This window comes from Candidatus Endoriftia persephonae (genome assembly GCF_023733635.1).
GTDB lineage: Bacteria > Pseudomonadota > Gammaproteobacteria > Chromatiales > Chromatiaceae > Endoriftia > Endoriftia persephonae.
This window is the reverse complement of sequence record NZ_CP090569.1, coordinates 1,093,417-1,110,061: the sequence shown is the minus strand read 5'-3', so window position 1 is coordinate 1,110,061 and position 16,645 is coordinate 1,093,417. Positions and strand designations below refer to the sequence as shown.

The 16,645-nt window shown below is 59.8% G+C and carries 16 protein-coding genes; 6 read left to right on the top strand and 10 right to left on the bottom strand.

The window, feature by feature from the left end; translation table 11 throughout:
* Positions 1-73: 73 nt before the first annotated feature.
* The 3 genes from folP to rlmE form a co-directional block, all read right to left on the bottom strand.
* Entirely contained in the window at positions 74-847 is a 774-nt protein-coding gene (gene folP, locus L0Y14_RS04975) for a dihydropteroate synthase (protein WP_006474954.1), read from the bottom strand.
* A gap of 69 nt (positions 848-916) precedes the next feature.
* Positions 917-2,833 (bottom strand): ATP-dependent zinc metalloprotease FtsH, encoded by a 1,917-nt coding sequence (gene ftsH / locus L0Y14_RS04970; protein ID WP_240991664.1) that lies wholly within the window; start codon positions 2,831-2,833, stop codon positions 917-919.
* Between the two features lie 92 nt (positions 2,834-2,925).
* Positions 2,926-3,546, bottom strand: coding sequence for a 23S rRNA (uridine(2552)-2'-O)-methyltransferase RlmE (gene rlmE, locus L0Y14_RS04965; protein ID WP_005961561.1), 621 nt, complete (start codon positions 3,544-3,546; stop codon positions 2,926-2,928).
* Between the two features lie 102 nt (positions 3,547-3,648).
* On the opposite strand from rlmE, the gene yhbY reads away from it, so the two are divergent.
* On the top strand, positions 3,649-3,945 hold the full coding sequence (gene yhbY / locus L0Y14_RS04960; RefSeq protein WP_005961559.1) for a ribosome assembly RNA-binding protein YhbY: 297 nt from the start codon (positions 3,649-3,651) through the stop codon (positions 3,943-3,945).
* Positions 3,946-3,996: 51 nt separating this feature from the next.
* On the opposite strand, the gene greA is transcribed toward yhbY, so the two are convergent.
* The 4 genes from greA to trxC all read right to left on the bottom strand — a co-directional run bounded on the left by greA (position 3,997) and on the right by trxC (position 9,560).
* Entirely contained in the window at positions 3,997-4,473 is a 477-nt protein-coding gene (gene greA, locus L0Y14_RS04955) for a transcription elongation factor GreA (RefSeq protein ID WP_005961557.1), read from the bottom strand.
* Positions 4,474-4,499: 26 nt separating this feature from the next.
* Positions 4,500-7,709: a carbamoyl-phosphate synthase large subunit gene (gene carB / locus L0Y14_RS04950; RefSeq protein WP_006474955.1), complete on the bottom strand. Its 3,210-nt coding sequence runs from the start codon at positions 7,707-7,709 to the stop codon at positions 4,500-4,502.
* A 118-nt stretch (positions 7,710-7,827) separates the two neighbouring features.
* On the bottom strand, positions 7,828-8,994 hold the full coding sequence (gene carA / locus L0Y14_RS04945) for a glutamine-hydrolyzing carbamoyl-phosphate synthase small subunit (protein WP_305790621.1): 1,167 nt from the start codon (positions 8,992-8,994) through the stop codon (positions 7,828-7,830).
* A 122-nt stretch (positions 8,995-9,116) separates the two neighbouring features.
* Positions 9,117-9,560: a thioredoxin TrxC gene (gene trxC / locus L0Y14_RS04940; RefSeq protein WP_005961549.1), complete on the bottom strand. Its 444-nt coding sequence runs from the start codon at positions 9,558-9,560 to the stop codon at positions 9,117-9,119.
* Positions 9,561-9,685: 125 nt separating this feature from the next.
* Here trxC and trxA point away from each other — a divergent pair, with 125 nt between their 5' ends.
* The 4 genes from trxA to L0Y14_RS04920 all read left to right on the top strand — a co-directional run bounded on the left by trxA (position 9,686) and on the right by L0Y14_RS04920 (position 12,604).
* Entirely contained in the window at positions 9,686-10,549 is an 864-nt protein-coding gene (gene trxA, locus L0Y14_RS04935; protein ID WP_006474957.1) for a thioredoxin, read from the top strand.
* 10 nt (positions 10,550-10,559) lie between these two features.
* The gene (locus tag L0Y14_RS04930) at positions 10,560-11,411 is read left to right on the top strand and encodes an MbnB/TglH/ChrH family RiPP precursor modification enzyme (protein ID WP_005961545.1); all 852 of its coding nucleotides are present in this window, start codon (positions 10,560-10,562) and stop codon (positions 11,409-11,411) included.
* Positions 11,412-11,807: 396 nt separating this feature from the next.
* Complete coding sequence (locus tag L0Y14_RS04925; protein ID WP_006474959.1) at positions 11,808-12,140, top strand: hypothetical protein; 333 nt, start codon at positions 11,808-11,810, stop codon at positions 12,138-12,140.
* 14 nt (positions 12,141-12,154) lie between these two features.
* Positions 12,155-12,604: a hypothetical protein gene (locus tag L0Y14_RS04920; RefSeq protein ID WP_005961541.1), complete on the top strand. Its 450-nt coding sequence runs from the start codon at positions 12,155-12,157 to the stop codon at positions 12,602-12,604.
* A 189-nt stretch (positions 12,605-12,793) separates the two neighbouring features.
* Here L0Y14_RS04920 and tilS read toward each other — a convergent pair whose 3' ends face one another.
* From tilS to L0Y14_RS04905, 3 genes are all read right to left on the bottom strand, one after another.
* Positions 12,794-14,167, bottom strand: a complete 1,374-nt coding sequence (gene tilS / locus L0Y14_RS04915) for a tRNA lysidine(34) synthetase TilS (RefSeq protein ID WP_005961539.1) — start codon at positions 14,165-14,167, stop codon at positions 12,794-12,796.
* Positions 14,168-14,198: 31 nt separating this feature from the next.
* A complete protein-coding gene (accA, locus tag L0Y14_RS04910; RefSeq protein WP_005961537.1) occupies positions 14,199-15,158 on the bottom strand; it encodes an acetyl-CoA carboxylase carboxyl transferase subunit alpha in 960 nt (319 codons plus the stop codon).
* 309 nt (positions 15,159-15,467) lie between these two features.
* Positions 15,468-16,193: a transposase gene (locus tag L0Y14_RS04905; RefSeq protein ID WP_005966544.1), complete on the bottom strand. Its 726-nt coding sequence runs from the start codon at positions 16,191-16,193 to the stop codon at positions 15,468-15,470.
* A gap of 172 nt (positions 16,194-16,365) precedes the next feature.
* On the opposite strand from L0Y14_RS04905, the gene L0Y14_RS16615 reads away from it, so the two are divergent.
* Entirely contained in the window at positions 16,366-16,635 is a 270-nt protein-coding gene (locus tag L0Y14_RS16615; RefSeq protein ID WP_005966540.1) for a winged helix-turn-helix domain-containing protein, read from the top strand.
* The last annotated feature ends 10 nt before the right edge of the window (positions 16,636-16,645 follow it).

The window sequence follows — 16,645 nt, the reverse complement described above, 5'->3', positions numbered from 1 at the left end:
TTCCAAGTCAATTTGAAAGCCCAAAAGCAAGATCACCACCGCCTACGACGGCAAGCAGAGAATAATACGTTTTTTATATGACGGCTGATGCGACCCGGAGCGCATCTACAGTCGCCCGCACATCGTGGCTGCGGATCACTCTAGCGCCGTTGGCAACCGCCATCACCGCCGCCGCCAGACTGCCGTAGAGACGCTGCCCCACCGGTGCATCATCAAGTAGCGCACCGATCATCGACTTGCGTGAGATCCCCACCAGCAGCGGCGCCCCCAATCCGGCGAGCGCTGGCAGCCCCTTTAGCAACGCAAGATTGTGCTCCAGAGTCTTACCGAAACCAAACCCCGGGTCGAGCAGGATCTGCCCGGCAGCGATGCCAGCCTGCTCGCAGGCGGCCATCCGCTGGCGCAGAAACGCCGCCACCTCGGCCACCACATCCTGATAGTGAGGGGAGGATTGCATGCTACGCGGCTCACCCTGCATGTGCATCAGACAGACTGGCACCTGCAGCCGTGCCGCAGTCTCGAGCGCTCCCGGCGCCCGTAGCGCCATCACATCGTTGATCAGACCGGCGCCGGCAGTCACCGCCTCGCGCATCACCGCCGGCTTGCTGGTGTCGATGGAGATCGGCCGATCGATCTCACCGGCTAGCGCCTCGATGAGCGGGATCACCCGGTCCAGCTCCTGCTGCTCGGAGACCGACGCGGCGCCTGGGCGGGTCGACTCGCCGCCGATATCGATGATCGCCGCCCCCTCTGCCACCATCTGACGTGCGTGCGCGAGCGCCGCATCAGCGGCCAGAAAACGGCCGCCGTCAGAGAAGGAGTCGGGGGTAAGATTGAGAATGCCCATGACCTGAGCGGAACTCAGGTCGATGGGCTTGCCTGCGCAGTCGAGTTTCAAGTGCAGACTGGGGTGGGATCAGTGCTGGTTTGCCGGATCACCCAGAGTATCGGATGAATCTCCGGACGAGGCTGCCGAATTACCACTAGCGGCACCGCCGGTGGAATCAGATTCAGAGTCGTCCCAATCTTTCGGTGGACGTGGCACTCTGCCCTCCATGATGTCGTTGATCTGATCCGCGTCGATCGTCTCGTACTTGATCAGCGCCTCCGCCATCATCTTTAGCTTATCGATATTCTCGGTGAGAATACGCTCCGCACGCTGATAGTTGTGGTCGATAAAGCCACGGATCTCCTCGTCGATGGCATGTGCGGTGTCATCAGAGACATTCTTGTGCTGGGTCACCGAACGACCGAGAAAGACTTCACCCTCCTCCTCACCGTAGGTCAGCGGACCAAGCCGCGAGGAGAGTCCCCACTTGGTCACCATGCTGCGGGCAATCTCGGTGGCGCGCTCGATGTCGTTCTGCGCGCCGGTGGTCACCTTGTCAGGACCGAAGGTTAGCTCCTCGGCAATACGACCGCCGAACAGGCTGGAGATCTGGCTTTCCAGATGCTCCTTGCTCATGCTGTAGCGATCCTCCTCCGGCAGAAACATGGTCACACCCAGAGTGCGGCCGCGCGGGATGATACTGACCTTGTAGACCGGGTCGTGGGAGGGCACCAGCCGACCGACGATGGCGTGACCCGCCTCATGGTAGGCGGTAAGACTCTTCTCCTCGTCGCTCATCACCATGCTGCGCCGCTCGGCGCCCATCATGATCTTATCCTTGGCCTTCTCCATCTCCGCCATGCCGACCATCTTCATGTTGGCACGGGCGGCGAACAGCGCCGCCTCGTTGACCAGGTTAGCCAGATCGGCGCCGGAGAAGCCGGGGGTACCGCGGGCGATGATCGATGCTTTGACATCGTCTCCTGCCGCCACCTTGCGCAGGTGGACTTTGAGGATCTGCTCGCGACCGCGCACATCGGGCAACGGCACCACCACCTGGCGGTCGAAACGACCGGGACGCAGCAACGCCGGGTCGAGCACGTCGGGACGGTTGGTCGCGGCGATCACGATCACGCCCTCGTTGCCCTCGAAGCCATCCATCTCCACCAACAGCTGGTTGAGGGTCTGCTCACGTTCGTCATGACCACCACCCAGGCCGGCCCCACGATGGCGACCGACCGCATCGATCTCATCGATGAAGATGATGCAGGGCGCATGCTTCTTCGCCTGCTCAAACATATCGCGCACCCGAGAGGCGCCTACACCCACGAACATCTCCACGAAATCGGAACCAGAGATGGTGAAAAACGGCACCTTGGCCTCGCCGGCGATGGCCCGGGCCAGCAGCGTCTTACCGGTACCCGGCGAGCCGACCATCAACACTCCCTTGGGGATCTTGCCGCCGAGCTTCTGAAACTTGGAGGGGTCGCGCAGGAAGTCGACCATCTCGGTGACCTCCTCCTTGGCCTCCTCCACGCCGGCCACATCGCTGAAGGAGACCTTGATCTGGTCCTCACCGAGCATACGCGCCTTGCTCTTGCCAAACGACATGGCGCCGCGACCACCGCCGCCGCCCTGCATCTGGCGCATGAAGAAGATCCACAGTCCGATCAAAACGAACAGAGGAAACCAGTTGATCAGGATGTTCATCAACAGCGAGGGCTTCTCCGGCGGAGTCGCTTCGATCTCCACCTGGCCGTTGAGCAGATCGCTGATCAGGCCGTCATCACCCGGGCTGTAGGTGGAGAAGTGCTTGCCGTCGTGCAGCGTGCCATCGATGTTGCGGCCACTGATGGTGACCTCTTTCACCGAGCCGGCCTTGACCTTGCTGATGAACTCCGAATAGGCCATCTGCTGAGGCTTGGTCTGAGTGGTGCTGAAGTTATTGAAAATCGTCATCAGGACGACGGCGATCACCACCCAGAGAATCAGATTCTTTGCCATTTCGTTCAAACGTCTTATCCCTCTTTTAAAGAGTCTTCTGGCTCGCCCCTGCTGATCAGGAAACGCCGGCTTACAGGCAGCTTGGTACCGTACTATAACTTGAAGTTCCCGGCTACCAGGTAAATCTCGCGGCTTTTGGCCCGAGACGAGCGGGGTTTGCGGCTCACCACCCGGCCAAAGGCCTGTCGCATCTCGCGCAGATAGTCGTCAAAACCCTCTCCCTGGAACACCTTTACCACGAAGCCACCCCCAGGTCGCAGCACCTCCTTGGCAAAATCGAGCGCCAGTTCGCACAAATACATAGAGCGCGGCTGATCCACAGTGACCATACCCGTAACATTGGGCGCCATATCGGAAATTACAAGGTCCACCGGCTCGCCGGCGAGCTGCTCACGCAGCTGCGCGAGCGGCCCCTCCTCTCGGAAATCACCCTGAATGATGGTGACACCGGCAATCGGGTCCATCTCGAGGATATCCAGGGCGACCACTCTGCCCTTCTCCCCCACCAAATCACGCGCCACTTGTGACCAACCACCCGGCGCCGCACCCAGGTCCACGACCCGCATGCCCGGCTTGATCAGGCGGCCTTTCTCCTGAATTTCCAGTAGCTTGAAGACCGCACGTGAACGATACCCCAGTTTCTGCGCGCGCTTTACATACTCATCATTGAAGTGCCGATCGAGCCACCTGCGGCTGCTCTTGCTTTTTTTCATAACGACCCACGGCCAATAACCGCCTCTGATTCATGGAAATAATCTGACTTTGCCGGACTACTGGGATAAAATTCGCCACCTTTTGCACCAGGAAATGCCCAGATGGCCTTAAGCACTCAACAGAATCGCAAACTAAAACAGCTCGCCCACCATCTCAAACCGGTTGTCATCATCGGCCAGCATGGCCTGAGCGAAAACGTGATGAGCGAGATTGAACTCGCCCTGAGCCACCACGAGCTGATCAAGGTCAAGCTGGCCGGCGCCGACAAGGCGGAGCGGGAACAACTCAGCAGCGCGATCACCGAACAGAGCGGCGCTGCACTGGTGCAGATCATCGGCCGGGTGGCGATCTTCTACCGCGCCAACCCCGAGAAAAAGAAAAACCGGATCATCGTCTGAGCGACAACCCGGTCTTTTCATGCCTGGGCGGGGCCGGCCCTGGTCCGCTAGCTACTCGTAACGAATCTCCAGCACCTCGAACTCGCGCAGGCCGCCGGGGGTCTCCAGATTGACCTCGTCGCCCTCCGCTTTGCCGATCAGGGCGCGGGCGATCGGCGAGCTGACCGAGATCAGGCCGCTCTTGATGTCGGCCTCGTCGTCACCAACGATCTGGAAGGTATGCTCCTCATTATTATCCAGCTCTATCACATCCACGGTAGCGCCAAACACCACCTTACCGTTGGCGTTGATGGTAGTGACATCGATGATCTGGGCATGTGAGAGCTTGCCTTCGATATCCTTGATACGGCCTTCGATGAAACTCTGCTGCTCACGGGCCGCGTGATACTCGGCGTTCTCTTTCAGGTCACCATGCGCACGCGCCTCGGCGATCGCCTTGATCACCTGCGGCCGCGCCACACTCTTTAACTCTTGCAACTCTTCCTGGAGCTTGTTCGCACCCCGGGCGGTCAACGGTACTTTATTCATATGTCACACTCATGCAATAAAGGGGATCAGCTATGCAGATCCTGCAAGCGGTTCACACTCACCGCGTCCAACTGTTTCAGTGCCAGACAGGTCGCCTCAGCGCCTGAGATGGTGGTGGTATAACTCACCTTGTGCTGCAGTGCAGCACGACGGATCTCAGCCGAATCTGCAATCGCCTTGGCCCCCTCGGTGGTATTGACGATGAAGGAGATCTCGCGATTCTTGATCATGTCCACAATGTGCGGACGCCCCTCTTTCACCTTGTTGACCCGTTCGCAGGGGATATCGGCCACGTTGATCGCTTTGGCAGTGCCACCGGTGGCACAGAGTTCAAAGCCCAGCTCGTGCAGGTCCTTGGCGACTCGCACCGCCCGTACCTTATCTGCATCACGCACGCTGATCAGCGCCTTGCCACCTTGCGGCAACGCTGAGCCACCACCGAGGATCGCCTTATTGTAGGCCTCACCAAAGCTCTTGCCGACTCCCATCACCTCGCCGGTAGACTTCATCTCCGGCCCCAGCACGGTATCGACGCCGGGGAACTTGACGAAGGGGAAGACCGCCTCCTTGACGAAGTAGTTCTCCGGGATCACCTCTTTGGTGAAACCCTGCTCGGCAAGACTGGTGCCGGCCATGCAGCGCGCCGCCACCTTGGCCAGCGGCACCCCGGTCGCCTTGGAGACAAAGGGCACGGTACGTGAGGCGCGCGGGTTGACCTCCAGCAGGTAGATCTCATCGTCCTTGATCGCGAACTGGGTGTTCATCAGACCAATCACCTTCAGCTCCAGTGCCATCTGGCGGATCTGCTCGCGCATTCGATCCTGGACCGAGGGCGACAGGGTGTAGGGCGGCAGTGAGCAGGCGGAGTCGCCAGAGTGTACGCCGGCCTGTTCGATATGCTCCATGATGCTACCGATCAACACATCCTTACCGTCGCAGATGGCATCGATATCGACCTCGATGGCATCGTCGAGGAAGCGATCGAGCAGCACCGGCGAGTCGTTGGAGACACTCACCGCCTCGCGCATGTAGCGACGCAGATCCTCCTCGCCGTAGACGATCTCCATCGCGCGCCCGCCCAACACATAGGAGGGGCGCACCACCAGTGGGTAGCCGATCTCCTCAGCCAGCTGCACCGCCTGCTCCGCCTCAGTGGCGGTACGGTTCGGCGGCTGCTTCAGGTCCAGCTTCTCCACCAGCTTCTGGAAGCGCTCACGATCTTCCGCCAGGTCGATGGAGTCGGGGCTGGTACCGATGATCGGTGCGCCAGCCGCTTCCAGATCCTGCGCCAGCTTGAGCGGGGTCTGGCCGCCATACTGCACGATCACGCCAACCGGCTGCTCCTTGTCGATCACCTCCAGCACATCCTCCAGAGTCAGCGGCTCGAAGTAGAGACGGTCGGAGGTGTCGTAGTCGGTGGAGACGGTCTCCGGGTTACAGTTGACCATGATAGTCTCGTAACCATCCTCGCGCATCGCAAACGCCGCATGTACGCAACAGTAGTCGAACTCGATGCCCTGGCCGATACGGTTGGGCCCACCGCCCAGCACCATAATCTTCTGCCTGTCGCTGGGCATCGCCTCGCACTCCTCTTCATAGGTGGAGTACATGTAGGCAGTGCTGGTGGCAAACTCGGCGGCGCAGGTGTCGACTCGCTTGAACACAGGTCGAACTCCAGCCTGATGGCGACGCTCGCGGATCTCTGACTCGCTGCTGCCGGTGAGCATGGCAAGCCGCTTGTCAGCAAAGCCCTTGCGCTTAAGGTAGCGCAGGCGATCAGCATCCAGCGCCTCGATGCCCTGACCGGCGACCTCGCGTTCCAGATTCACCAGCTCCTCGATCTGCACCAGGAACCAGGGGTCGACCCGGCTGTGCTCATGCACCTCGTCCAGATCCATGCCAAGGCGGAAGGCGTCGGCAAGATACCAGATGCGCTCAGGGCCGGGCAGACGCATCTCGCGCACCAGGGTACCGCGCACATCCTCGGCCTCGGCATCGACGATCTCACACAGGCCGTATTTACCGGTCTCCAGGCCGCGCAGCGCCTTCTGCAGCGCCTCCTGGAAGCTGCGACCGATCGCCATCACCTCGCCCACCGACTTCATCTGGGTGGTGAGGCGATCGTCGGCCAGCGGGAACTTCTCGAAGGCGAAGCGCGGTATCTTGGTGACCACATAGTCGATGCTCGGCTCAAACGAGGCCGGAGTGGCGCCGCCGGTAATATCATTCTGCAGCTCGTCCAGCGTATAACCCACCGCCAGCTTGGCCGCCACCTTGGCGATCGGGAAACCGGTGGCCTTGGAGGCAAGCGCCGAGGAGCGCGACACGCGCGGGTTCATCTCGATGATGATCATGCGCCCGTCGGCCGGGTTGATGGAAAACTGGACGTTGGAGCCACCGGTCTCGACGCCGATCTCGCGCAACACCGCCAGCGAGGCGTTGCGCATGATCTGGTACTCCTTGTCGGTCAGGGTCTGGGCCGGCGCCACAGTGATCGAGTCGCCGGTATGCACCCCCATCGGGTCGAGGTTTTCGATGGAACAGATGATGATGCAGTTGTCGTTGCGGTCACGCACCACCTCCATCTCATACTCTTTCCAACCGAGGATCGACTCCTCGATCAGCAGTTCGCTAGTGGGTGAGAGATCGAGACCGCGCTCGCAGATCTCGATAAATTCCTCCGGGTTGTAGGCTATGCCACCACCACTGCCGCCCATGGTGAAGGAGGGACGGATGATCGCCGGATAGCCGATGCTGGCCTGCACCTGGTGCGCCTCTTCCATGCTGTGGGCGATACCGGAACGGGGCATGTCGAGGCCGATCTTGCGCATCGCCTGGCGGAACAGATCACGGTCCTCGGCCTTGTCGATCGCCTCGCGGGAAGCGCCGATCATCTCCACGCCGTGTTTCTCCAGCACCCCCTCACGAACCAGGTCGAGCGCGCAGTTGAGCGCGGTCTGGCCACCCATGGTGGGCAGCAGCGCGTCCGGCTGCTCCTTCTCGATGATGCGCGCCACTACCTCCCAGGTGATCGGCTCGATGTAAGTGGCATCCGCCATCTCCGGATCGGTCATGATGGTGGCGGGATTGGAATTGACCAGGATCACCCGGAACCCCTCCTCGCGCAGCGCCTTGCAGGCCTGGGCGCCGGAGTAGTCGAACTCACAGGCCTGACCGATCACGATGGGACCGGCGCCGATGATCAGGATGCTTTTAATATCTGTACGCTTGGGCATTTACTCAAACCGTTGGGTAACTGGACGCAAATCTTCGCCAAATCAAATTACGATCGTCATGGTCCCAGACGACTTACTCTTTCCAAAATCCTTTTCGAATTATTCGCGTTATTTGCGGCTAATTCACTCTGGTCTTCATCAACTCGATGAAATGATCGAACACGGGCGCTACATCGTGGGGACCGGGGCTGGCCTCGGGGTGCCCCTGGAAGCCGAAGGCCGGCTTGTCGGTGCGATGAATACCCTGCAGGGAACCGTCAAACAGGGAGCGGTGGGTCGCCGCTAGGTTGGCCGGCAGGCTCTGTTCATCCACTGCAAAGCCGTGGTTCTGACTGGAGATCATCACTGTCTTTTCGGCCAGATCCTGCACCGGATGGTTGGCACCGTGGTGGCCAAACTTCATCTTCACGGTGTTGGCGCCGCTGGCCAGAGAGAGCAACTGGTGTCCCAGGCAGATGCCAAAGGTGGGAATACCACTCTCGACAATCTGTCGGATCGCATCGATGGCATAGTCGCAGGGCTCCGGATCACCCGGACCGTTGGAGAGAAAGACCCCATCCGGCTGCAGCGCCAACACATCTTTGGCGGGCATCTGCGCCGGCACTACAGTGAGGCGGCAACCGCGATCCACCAGCATGCGCAGGATATTGCGCTTTACACCGTAGTCGTAGGCGACCACGTGTAGCGGCAGTTTCTCTTCGATGGGGTGTTCGGCCTCCGGCATGCCGCCTTCAAGGGACCAGCTGCCCTGAACCCATTCGTAGGGGGTATCGGTGGTGACCTGTTTCGCCAGATCCATCCCCTTGAGGCCGGGAAAGTCCTTGGCAGCAGCCAGCGCAGCGGCCTCGTCGATCGCCTCATCGGCCAGGATGCAGCCACCCTGGGCGCCCTTCTCACGGAGGATTCGGGTTAGTTTGCGGGTATCGATACCGGCGATCGCCACCACATTATTGCGACGAAGATAGGCATCGAGCGGCTCCTGGCTGCGCCAATTACTGCTCAACAGCGGCAGATCGCGAATCACCAGACCGGCGGCGTGGATATGCGCCGACTCCTCGTCATCCTCGTTGGCACCAGTGTTGCCGATATGTGGGTAGGTCAGAGTGATGATCTGACGTGCGTAGGAGGGATCGGTGAGGATCTCCTGATAACCCGTCATCGCCGTATTGAACACGACCTCACCCACGGAACATCCGTCGGCACCGATCGATTCGCCCCGGAACAGGGTGCCATCCTCCAGGACAAGAACTGCCGACTTGCTCAAAAAACCCTCCGCGTAGCACATGCGAAAAGGGAGGGGCCTCGCGGCCACTCCCCTCTCGGAAATCCAGAAACGGTATCAGCGGCACGGATTGCCGCCAGAACCCGCTGGATTCTACTAAAAACCCATGAGACCGTCTATCGGCTTCAACTGCCGACCACTGCCTGGCGGGCCCAGGCCACAATTCCGGCAGCATCCAACGCCCCGGCGAGCCGCTGCTGCTCCTGACCGGCACGGAACAGCATCAGGGTCGGAATGCTGCGAATACCGTACTGGGCGGCCAGCTGCTGCTGTTCCTCAGTATTGACCTTGATCAACCGCACCGACGGTTCCAGCTGGCGGGCCGCCTGCTCAAAAGCCGGTGCCATCATCTGACAGGGACCACACCAGGGCGCCCAGAAATCAACCAGCAGGGGAATCTCGCTGCGCTGCAGATGCCGTTGGAAACGCGCACCATCCAACGCCAGCGGCTGTCCGGAAAAGAGCGGCTTGCGACACTTGCCACAGCTGGCGCCATCGCCGAGACGCGCCCGGGGGAGCCGGTTTACCCCATCACAGTGGGGACAGACCACATGCACTGAATCAGACATAAAAATAACTCCAGCAATCTATACCACCCCCCAGATTGGGCCCCATTCATCCCTTTTCAAGCTCGTGCCATTCAATACCCAATCAGTATAATAGCGAGCATCGAAATCACTGGATTCAAACCGAAATGAGCGACTCCCCGTTTGTTATTGAGGTCAATGCCGAAAACTTTCAGCGCGTGGTAATCGAGGGCTCCATGGAACGGCCGGTGCTGGTCGACTTCTGGGCCGACTGGTGCAACCCCTGCAAGATACTGATGCCGATCCTCGCCAGCCTCGCCGACGCCTATCAGGGCAAATTCATCCTCGCCAAGCTCAACACCGAAGAGCAGCGGGAACTGGCCGCCCAGTACGGCATCCGCAGCCTGCCTACCGTCAAGCTGTTCCGCAACGGCCAGCCACTGGACGAGTTCATGGGCGCGCTGCCGGAGCGTGAGATCCGCACCTTTCTCGACCGCCATATCCCGCGCGAGTCCGACCTGATCCTGGCCCAGGCAGAACAGCTGCTGCAACAGGGCGACAGCGAAGGCGCCGGCGAATTGATGCTGAAGGCCAACCAGATGGACCCGGACAACCCGCGGGTACTACTCTCCCTGGGCCGCTATCTGACCGGCCAAGGCAGACTCGACGACGCCCAGGCACTGCTCAATGCTCTCCCGGCAGAGGAACGCGAGTCGCCAGAGGTCATCGCTCTGCTGGCCCGTATCGAATTCGACCAGACCTGCGCCGATGCCCCCGCTGTGGAAGAGTTGAAAAAGAGGCTGGAAGCAGACCCTGACGACAGCAAGGCGCGCTTCCAGCTAGCCAACCACAAGGTCATCAACAACGATCTGGAAGGAGCGCTGGAGCAGTTTCTGATCCTGATGCAGAAGGACCGCCAGTATAACGATGACGCCGGCCGCAAGGGCATGCTGAAGGTCTTCGAGATGCTCGGTGGCGAGGGCGAACTCGTCAAACGCTACCGCAATCGCATGTTCAACATCCTGCACTGATCCATGACCGATGAGTTCCGACATGCTCTCTCAACAGCGGCCTGATCTCGGTTTCGGCCTCAGCCTGAGACGCGAGTTTGTCAGCGATGTGTTGCAACAGCAGCCAGCAGTCGACTGGTTTGAACTACCCTGTGACAACTATCTCGACGCAGATGCCGGCACCCTCGACGAGCTTGCCAGGATCCGCCAGGACTACCCGCTGATACTGCATGGCGGCTCGCTCTCGATCGGCGGTCCCGACCCCATCGACCAGCGCTATCTGCAGCAGATCAAACAGCTCAGCGAACGGCTGCAGTGCGCCTGGTTCTCCGACCACCTCTGCTGGACCCTGCCGGGCCAGTCCCACAGCTACGACCTGCGCCCGCTGCCCTATACCAAAGAGATGATCGACCATCTGGTGACACGCATCGAGCAAGTGCAGGAAACACTTGGACAGCGGCTGCTACTGGAGAACATCCCGGAGTTCCATCGTGATCGTTCCAAACAGATGGACGAGTGGGAGTTTGTCAGTGCTGTTGCAGAACGCTCTGACTCGCTGATCCTACTCGACCTGAGCAACATCATCAGCAAGGCGATCGACCACAACTTCTCCCCCCTCGACTATCTCCGGCAGCTGCCAGCGGATCGTATCTGGGAGGTGCACCTTACCCCACCCCAAGAGCGGCAGGAGTATCAAGGGGATGCGGATGACGCGACTGCCCCCGACTCATCCCGGATCTGGGCGCTCTATCGTGAAACTCTGGCACAAACCGGCCCAATCTCCACCCTGCTCGAACCGGATCACGACATTCCACCGCTAGAGGAGTTGGAACAGGGACTACAGGCGGCACGGACAATCAGTTCACAGATTCACCAAAGCTAAGCCCCCACCCAACCTCTGCACCGCGCCCATTCATCTGAATGACCGGCAAACACTCGCCCACAACCTCCTGCTGATCAAGCCGAAAAGAAGGGACTTCACAAAAGCCCATCCATCAGGAAGCATTTTCTCAGTCCTCCCCATTGACCTCATCACTGAACACGCCTGGCCAATAATTAAGATGGCTTAGCCATTTTTTCTGACGTAATCCGGTCACTTGCCAATGCAAGACGCACCTCAACACCCACCGGCGGCAACCCGATGAGCAGCTATCCGCTTCCCAACAATTACCTCTTCCAGAGCGACAGCCTAACGCCCAAACAGAACCACCAAAGCGACAGATCCTCAGCCGATCCCGTCCGCCAAAGGCCTGTTTCATCGTCGCAGGTTCCAGCGATTGTGTTGCACGCCGGGCGAACCGATCTGGCCACCGCCCGCTGCCTGGCCGATCAGGGCATCCCTGTCTATGCCACCATCGTCTCGGACGCCGACATCGCACGCTACTCCAATAGCCTCACCGGATCGCCGATGACGATGAGGCGATCGCCTGAACTGATCGCCTTCGTATGCGACAGGCTGGTGGTGCAGAGCCGCATCGACGGTGGTGACAACCACATCTTCGACTGCTACGGCCTGTGTAACCGGAATGGAGGACTGGTAACCTGCGCATCCGCCAAAACACGCCGGACCGAGGCATCACCTGCTATGGTGAGATACCATCACGCGGTATAGATCGCGAAAAAACGATGTCCGAAAACACCAGTCGACTGCTAAAGTTACTGCCGTTCCACAGCATCTTTGGCATTGAATGGCTGGAGGACAAACGCACCGGCAAACTCCACCTGATCGACTTCAACGCCCGCCCTTTTTCCTCCATCGGCCATCTGCAGGACAGCGGCCTCAACTTGCCCTACTTCTACTATCAGGAACTGCTCGGCACAGACATCAGCGATCAGACCCTAAAACCCGTGCTGCAACACAAATACTGGGTTGACCTGAAGGGTGACATCAAGAGCTTCCGTCAGCACCAGCGCCGCGGGAATCTCTCCATCGGCAACTGGCTGCTATCGCTGATGAGATGCCGCTCCTTCGCCTTCTTCCGCTGGCACGACCTGCGTCCCTCACTGCATATCCTCTGGACAATGCTGCAGCATGTGGGAAGCTCGGCACTACGCCGCCTCGGCGGCCAATTCTAACAGGCTGTTGAAATTCGCTCAGGTGAGCGCGAAGTAAGGCAAAATCGGGCAAAAAAGCGCAGTTTACTGAAGTAAACGAGCATTTTGAGGCCAATTTTAACGCCGGATCGCGCCGCCTGAGTAGAATTTCAACAACCTGCTAAACCCTTGGATAAGCCGGTACTGCCAGCAGCAGAGCAGACACCCGTCTCAAGCGGACGATGGGGCCTGCTCAGCCGCCTGCCTGAGTGATCGCAGATAGCCGGGCATCTCACCCACCAACTCCAGGGCGGCCTCGCCGGGCCGGTTCTGAAACGGCTGACAGACCACCAGCCCCGGCAGTGCCGCCAACTCTCCATCCAGATAGAGCAACGGCACCCGCTGCCTGATCCAGGGCGGGATACCCCACTGTTGAAACAGCTGCTTGAGTGGACGCCGGTGTGGGTCAGCCACAGGTCGGCAGCACTCTCCACCTTGACGAAACCGCACTTCCACTCGGCTGGCCTGCCAGCGATCGAGACTGATTCCCTGGCTGGCATCGATGCACCGCAGCTCGCCCATCGCCGCAGGCAGCTGCAGTGAATCACCGCCCTCCCAGTAGATTCGAGTGGCCCGGTCAAACGGCTTGAGGCTCTTCATCAGATAGATACCATCGCGATACCGCCGCACCTGCCAGCCAGCCCACTCCACCAGTGGTTGCGCATCCTTGCGGCTGCCAAGCAGTTCCCGCTCGATCCGCAGCAGGTGGCGCGACCCTGGCAACGGCGCCCCCTGGGCACGGATCCAGTGACGTAACAGGCTGCGCTGGCGGGGCGATGAGAGTGACAACAGATGACGCATCGACAACACCCCATCGCACCACTCTGCTGCCGCCAGATCCTCCGCCACCAGCTCGTCGATCAGCTGCTGGGCATCACCACAGAGCGACGCCGAGCGGGAGAGAGTGGCATCGGCGGCGGGCCAGCGTGCCTTCAACATCGGCACCACCCGGTGACGCAGATAGTTGCGGTCGAACTGGAGCTGGGCGTTGCTCGGGTCCTCCAACCACTGCAAGCCCTGCTGATGGGCATAGGCCTCCAGCGCACTACGTGGGAAATCGAGCAGCGGCCTCACCAGTCGACCCTGACCCAGCGGGGCGATGCGCGGCATGGCGGCCAGACCAGCCGGACCGCTGCCGCGCAGCAGCTGTAGCAACAGGGTCTCTGCCTGGTCATCTCGATGCTGCGCGGTGAGCAACAGATCCCCAGCCAGCAGGACACCGGCCAGGCTCTGATAGCGACGCTGGCGCGCCAACGCCTCCAGGCTTTCACCCGGCTGGGGGACAATCTCCAGACGTTGCTGGATCAGGGGGATTTCGAGAGCAGCGCAGAACTGGCCGGCCTGCTCGGCCCAGAGCCTGGAGTCCGGCTGTAGGCCGTGGTCTACATGCACTGCCACCAGCCCGCCGCTCAGGCGTTCGCGGAGCCCGGCAAGGGCATGCAACAGAACCGTAGAATCGAGCCCACCGCTAAAGGCGACCAGATAGCGGTCGCCTTTGGGCAGCTCGTTGAGGATTTTCAGCAGATGATTGGTAGAGAACTCCATCAGAGTTCACACCAGAAGTGACCGGACAGGCTCAGTCGCCGCTGAACTGCCCGTACTGCATCAGACGCTGGTAACGGGTATCCAACAGCTTGTCGATTGCCATGCTGCGAAGGTTTGCCAGCCCTTCGACCAGGGCGTGTTTGAGATTCTTCGCCATCGTCTCAATGTCACGATGGGCGCCGCCAAGGGGCTCTGGCACGATCTCGTCGACCAGATTCAGTTCCTTCAGGCGGTCGGAGGTGATGCCCATCGCCTCAGCAGCGAGCGGCGCCTTCTCCGCATCTTTCCACAGGATCGAGGCGCACCCCTCGGGGGAGATCACCGAATAGGTGCTGTTTTGCAGCATCATCGTCCGGTCGCCCACCCCGATAGCCAGCGCGCCGCCGGAGCCACCCTCACCGATCACAGTGCAGATGATCGGGGTACGCAAGCCCGACATCACCCTGAGGTTGCGCGCGATCGCCTCACTCTGGCCGCGCTCTTCTGCACCCACACCGGGGTAGGCACCGGGGGTGTCGATGAAGGTCAGGATCGGCAGCTGAAAACGCTCTGCCATCTCCATCAGGCGCAGCGCCTTGCGGTAGCCCTCGGGACGCGGCATACCGAAGTTGCGATAGATCTTGTCCTTGGTGTCACGCCCCTTCTGCTGACCGATCACCATCACCGGCTCGCCCTCAAGACGCGCCACACCACCGACGATCGCATGGTCATCGGCAAACGCACGATCACCGTGGAGTTCATGGAACTCGTCGAAGATTCGACTGATGTAGTCAAGCATGTAGGGGCGCAGCGGATGACGTGCCAGCTGGGAGATCTGCCAGGGTTTCAGGTTGGAGAAGATCGACTCGGTGAGCGCCTGGCTCTTGCTCTCCAGACGGCTGATCTCGTCCTGGATGTTGATCTCGTTGTCGTCGCCGACCAGCCGCAGCTCCTCGATTTTTGCCTCGAGTTCTGCGATCGGCTGCTCAAATTCTAGAAAGTTTAGATCCATGTGCGGAATATACCGGAATTGTTTTTTTTAGGACAGAGGGGGAATCCTTATTCAGACAACCACACCGCTCCCACGGACCTGACTACCTCTCATATCCCGGATGCAGAATCCCCAGGCGGCAGCGGCAGAGTTGCCAGCAGGACCGACTCCAGTTCCATGGCAAATCCACCGCCACTACTCATCGAACCGCACGGGACAAACCGGCAAGCGGTTCACCCGGAGCTCAAAGATGTCCGGCCTGGCGTAGTGACCCGCCACATCCAGCGGTAAAAAGGGTAAAAAGGGTAAAAAGGGGACAGACCACGGTTTTCATCGGCCAGTCCCGAATAGATCACCTGCATCAGCGTCAACCTGCTTCTTTGGCCTACCGGATCGTCCCCGAACCACTCGGCGCCCCAAGGCCTTGGCAACCTCTTCCTGAAAACGGGAACTGCCCAATACATAGTTGCCGTTTGTTGCCTCACGAATCTCATCGACCAGACCTGGATCGAGTTGGTAGCGGAACAACTCTCGATAAGCAGCCTGCCGCCCCTGTTCATCCGCCGCCAACGACTGATAGCAAGCGTGCGGCTCCAACCAACCACACGCCTCTCCCTGAGCGTTTGCCCGGTAACTAGACCACCGATACTCCCCCGGGTGCTCCACCATGCCTGCTCGCACCGGGTTCAACTCAATGTATCGATAACAGCCCAGCACATAGGTCTCCTCCTGGGTAAGGCACGAGCGAAAACGCCCCTCCCACAAGGTTCCACTGCGTCGGTAGGTCCGGTTGATGTATTGAACGTAGCGCTGCCCCAACCGTTTCATCATCTCCCCCACGCCTCTGGCCGCTGTCGACGACAGCAGGAGGTGGACATGGTTGGTCATCAGCACGTAGGCATGGATCGCACACCCGCTATCCCGCGCATAGGTGTGTAGCCACTCCAGATATAACCGACAATCATCATCGGCATAAAAGCAAGCCTGGCGGTTATTACCCCGCTGAATCAAATGCAATGAAACGCCGGGTAAAACTACTCTTGGTCGTCTTGGCATGGTCGCTCATCATGTCGCAGATCCTAAAAGATTAGGATAGACAAGAAAACAGGGGTCTGTCCCCTATTGCTGTGAAAAGATTAGGACAGATAGACAAGAAAACCGTGGTCTGTCTCCTATTATTAGACGAGGTGGTCAGCCGCAAGCAACTGCTGTCGGCCCTCTGGCTGGGGTGATCGTCAGTGACGATGCCCTGACCCAGGTCATCATCAAGTTACGCAAGGCCCTGGGAGATGACGCGAAACACCCGCGTTATATCCAGACCATCTCCAAACATGGCTATCGATTGATTACACAGGTCGAAAATCTGCCCTTGAAGGCGCCCCCGGCAGATAGATGCAAAAAAAGAGTCAGCTGGCTGCCACAACGACCAAACCAGGGTCATCATCCTGGCGCTGTCACTCGCTCTGATCTTTATCGAGGGAGAACCAGGCAATCCTAGTCCGGCGCTT

Excerpts from the sequence above, each read along its gene's own strand:
- folP (WP_006474954.1), bottom strand. The coding sequence starts at position 847 with ATGGGCATTCTCAATCTTACCCCCGACTCCTTCTCTGACGGCGGCCGT.
- ftsH (WP_240991664.1), bottom strand. The coding sequence starts at position 2,833 with ATGGCAAAGAATCTGATTCTCTGGGTGGTGATCGCCGTCGTCCTGATG.
- rlmE (WP_005961561.1), bottom strand. The coding sequence starts at position 3,546 with ATGAAAAAAAGCAAGAGCAGCCGCAGGTGGCTCGATCGGCACTTCAAT.
- yhbY (WP_005961559.1), top strand. The coding sequence starts at position 3,649 with ATGGCCTTAAGCACTCAACAGAATCGCAAACTAAAACAGCTCGCCCAC.
- greA (WP_005961557.1), bottom strand. The coding sequence starts at position 4,473 with ATGAATAAAGTACCGTTGACCGCCCGGGGTGCGAACAAGCTCCAGGAA.
- carB (WP_006474955.1), bottom strand. The coding sequence starts at position 7,709 with ATGCCCAAGCGTACAGATATTAAAAGCATCCTGATCATCGGCGCCGGT.
- carA (WP_305790621.1), bottom strand. The coding sequence starts at position 8,994 with ATGTGCTACGCGGAGGGTTTTTTGAGCAAGTCGGCAGTTCTTGTCCTG.
- trxC (WP_005961549.1), bottom strand. The coding sequence starts at position 9,560 with ATGTCTGATTCAGTGCATGTGGTCTGTCCCCACTGTGATGGGGTAAAC.
- trxA (WP_006474957.1), top strand. The coding sequence starts at position 9,686 with ATGAGCGACTCCCCGTTTGTTATTGAGGTCAATGCCGAAAACTTTCAG.
- L0Y14_RS04930 (WP_005961545.1), top strand. The coding sequence starts at position 10,560 with ATGAGTTCCGACATGCTCTCTCAACAGCGGCCTGATCTCGGTTTCGGC.
- L0Y14_RS04920 (WP_005961541.1), top strand. The coding sequence starts at position 12,155 with ATGTCCGAAAACACCAGTCGACTGCTAAAGTTACTGCCGTTCCACAGC.
- tilS (WP_005961539.1), bottom strand. The coding sequence starts at position 14,167 with ATGGAGTTCTCTACCAATCATCTGCTGAAAATCCTCAACGAGCTGCCC.
- accA (WP_005961537.1), bottom strand. The coding sequence starts at position 15,158 with ATGGATCTAAACTTTCTAGAATTTGAGCAGCCGATCGCAGAACTCGAG.
- L0Y14_RS04905 (WP_005966544.1), bottom strand. The coding sequence starts at position 16,193 with ATGCCAAGACGACCAAGAGTAGTTTTACCCGGCGTTTCATTGCATTTG.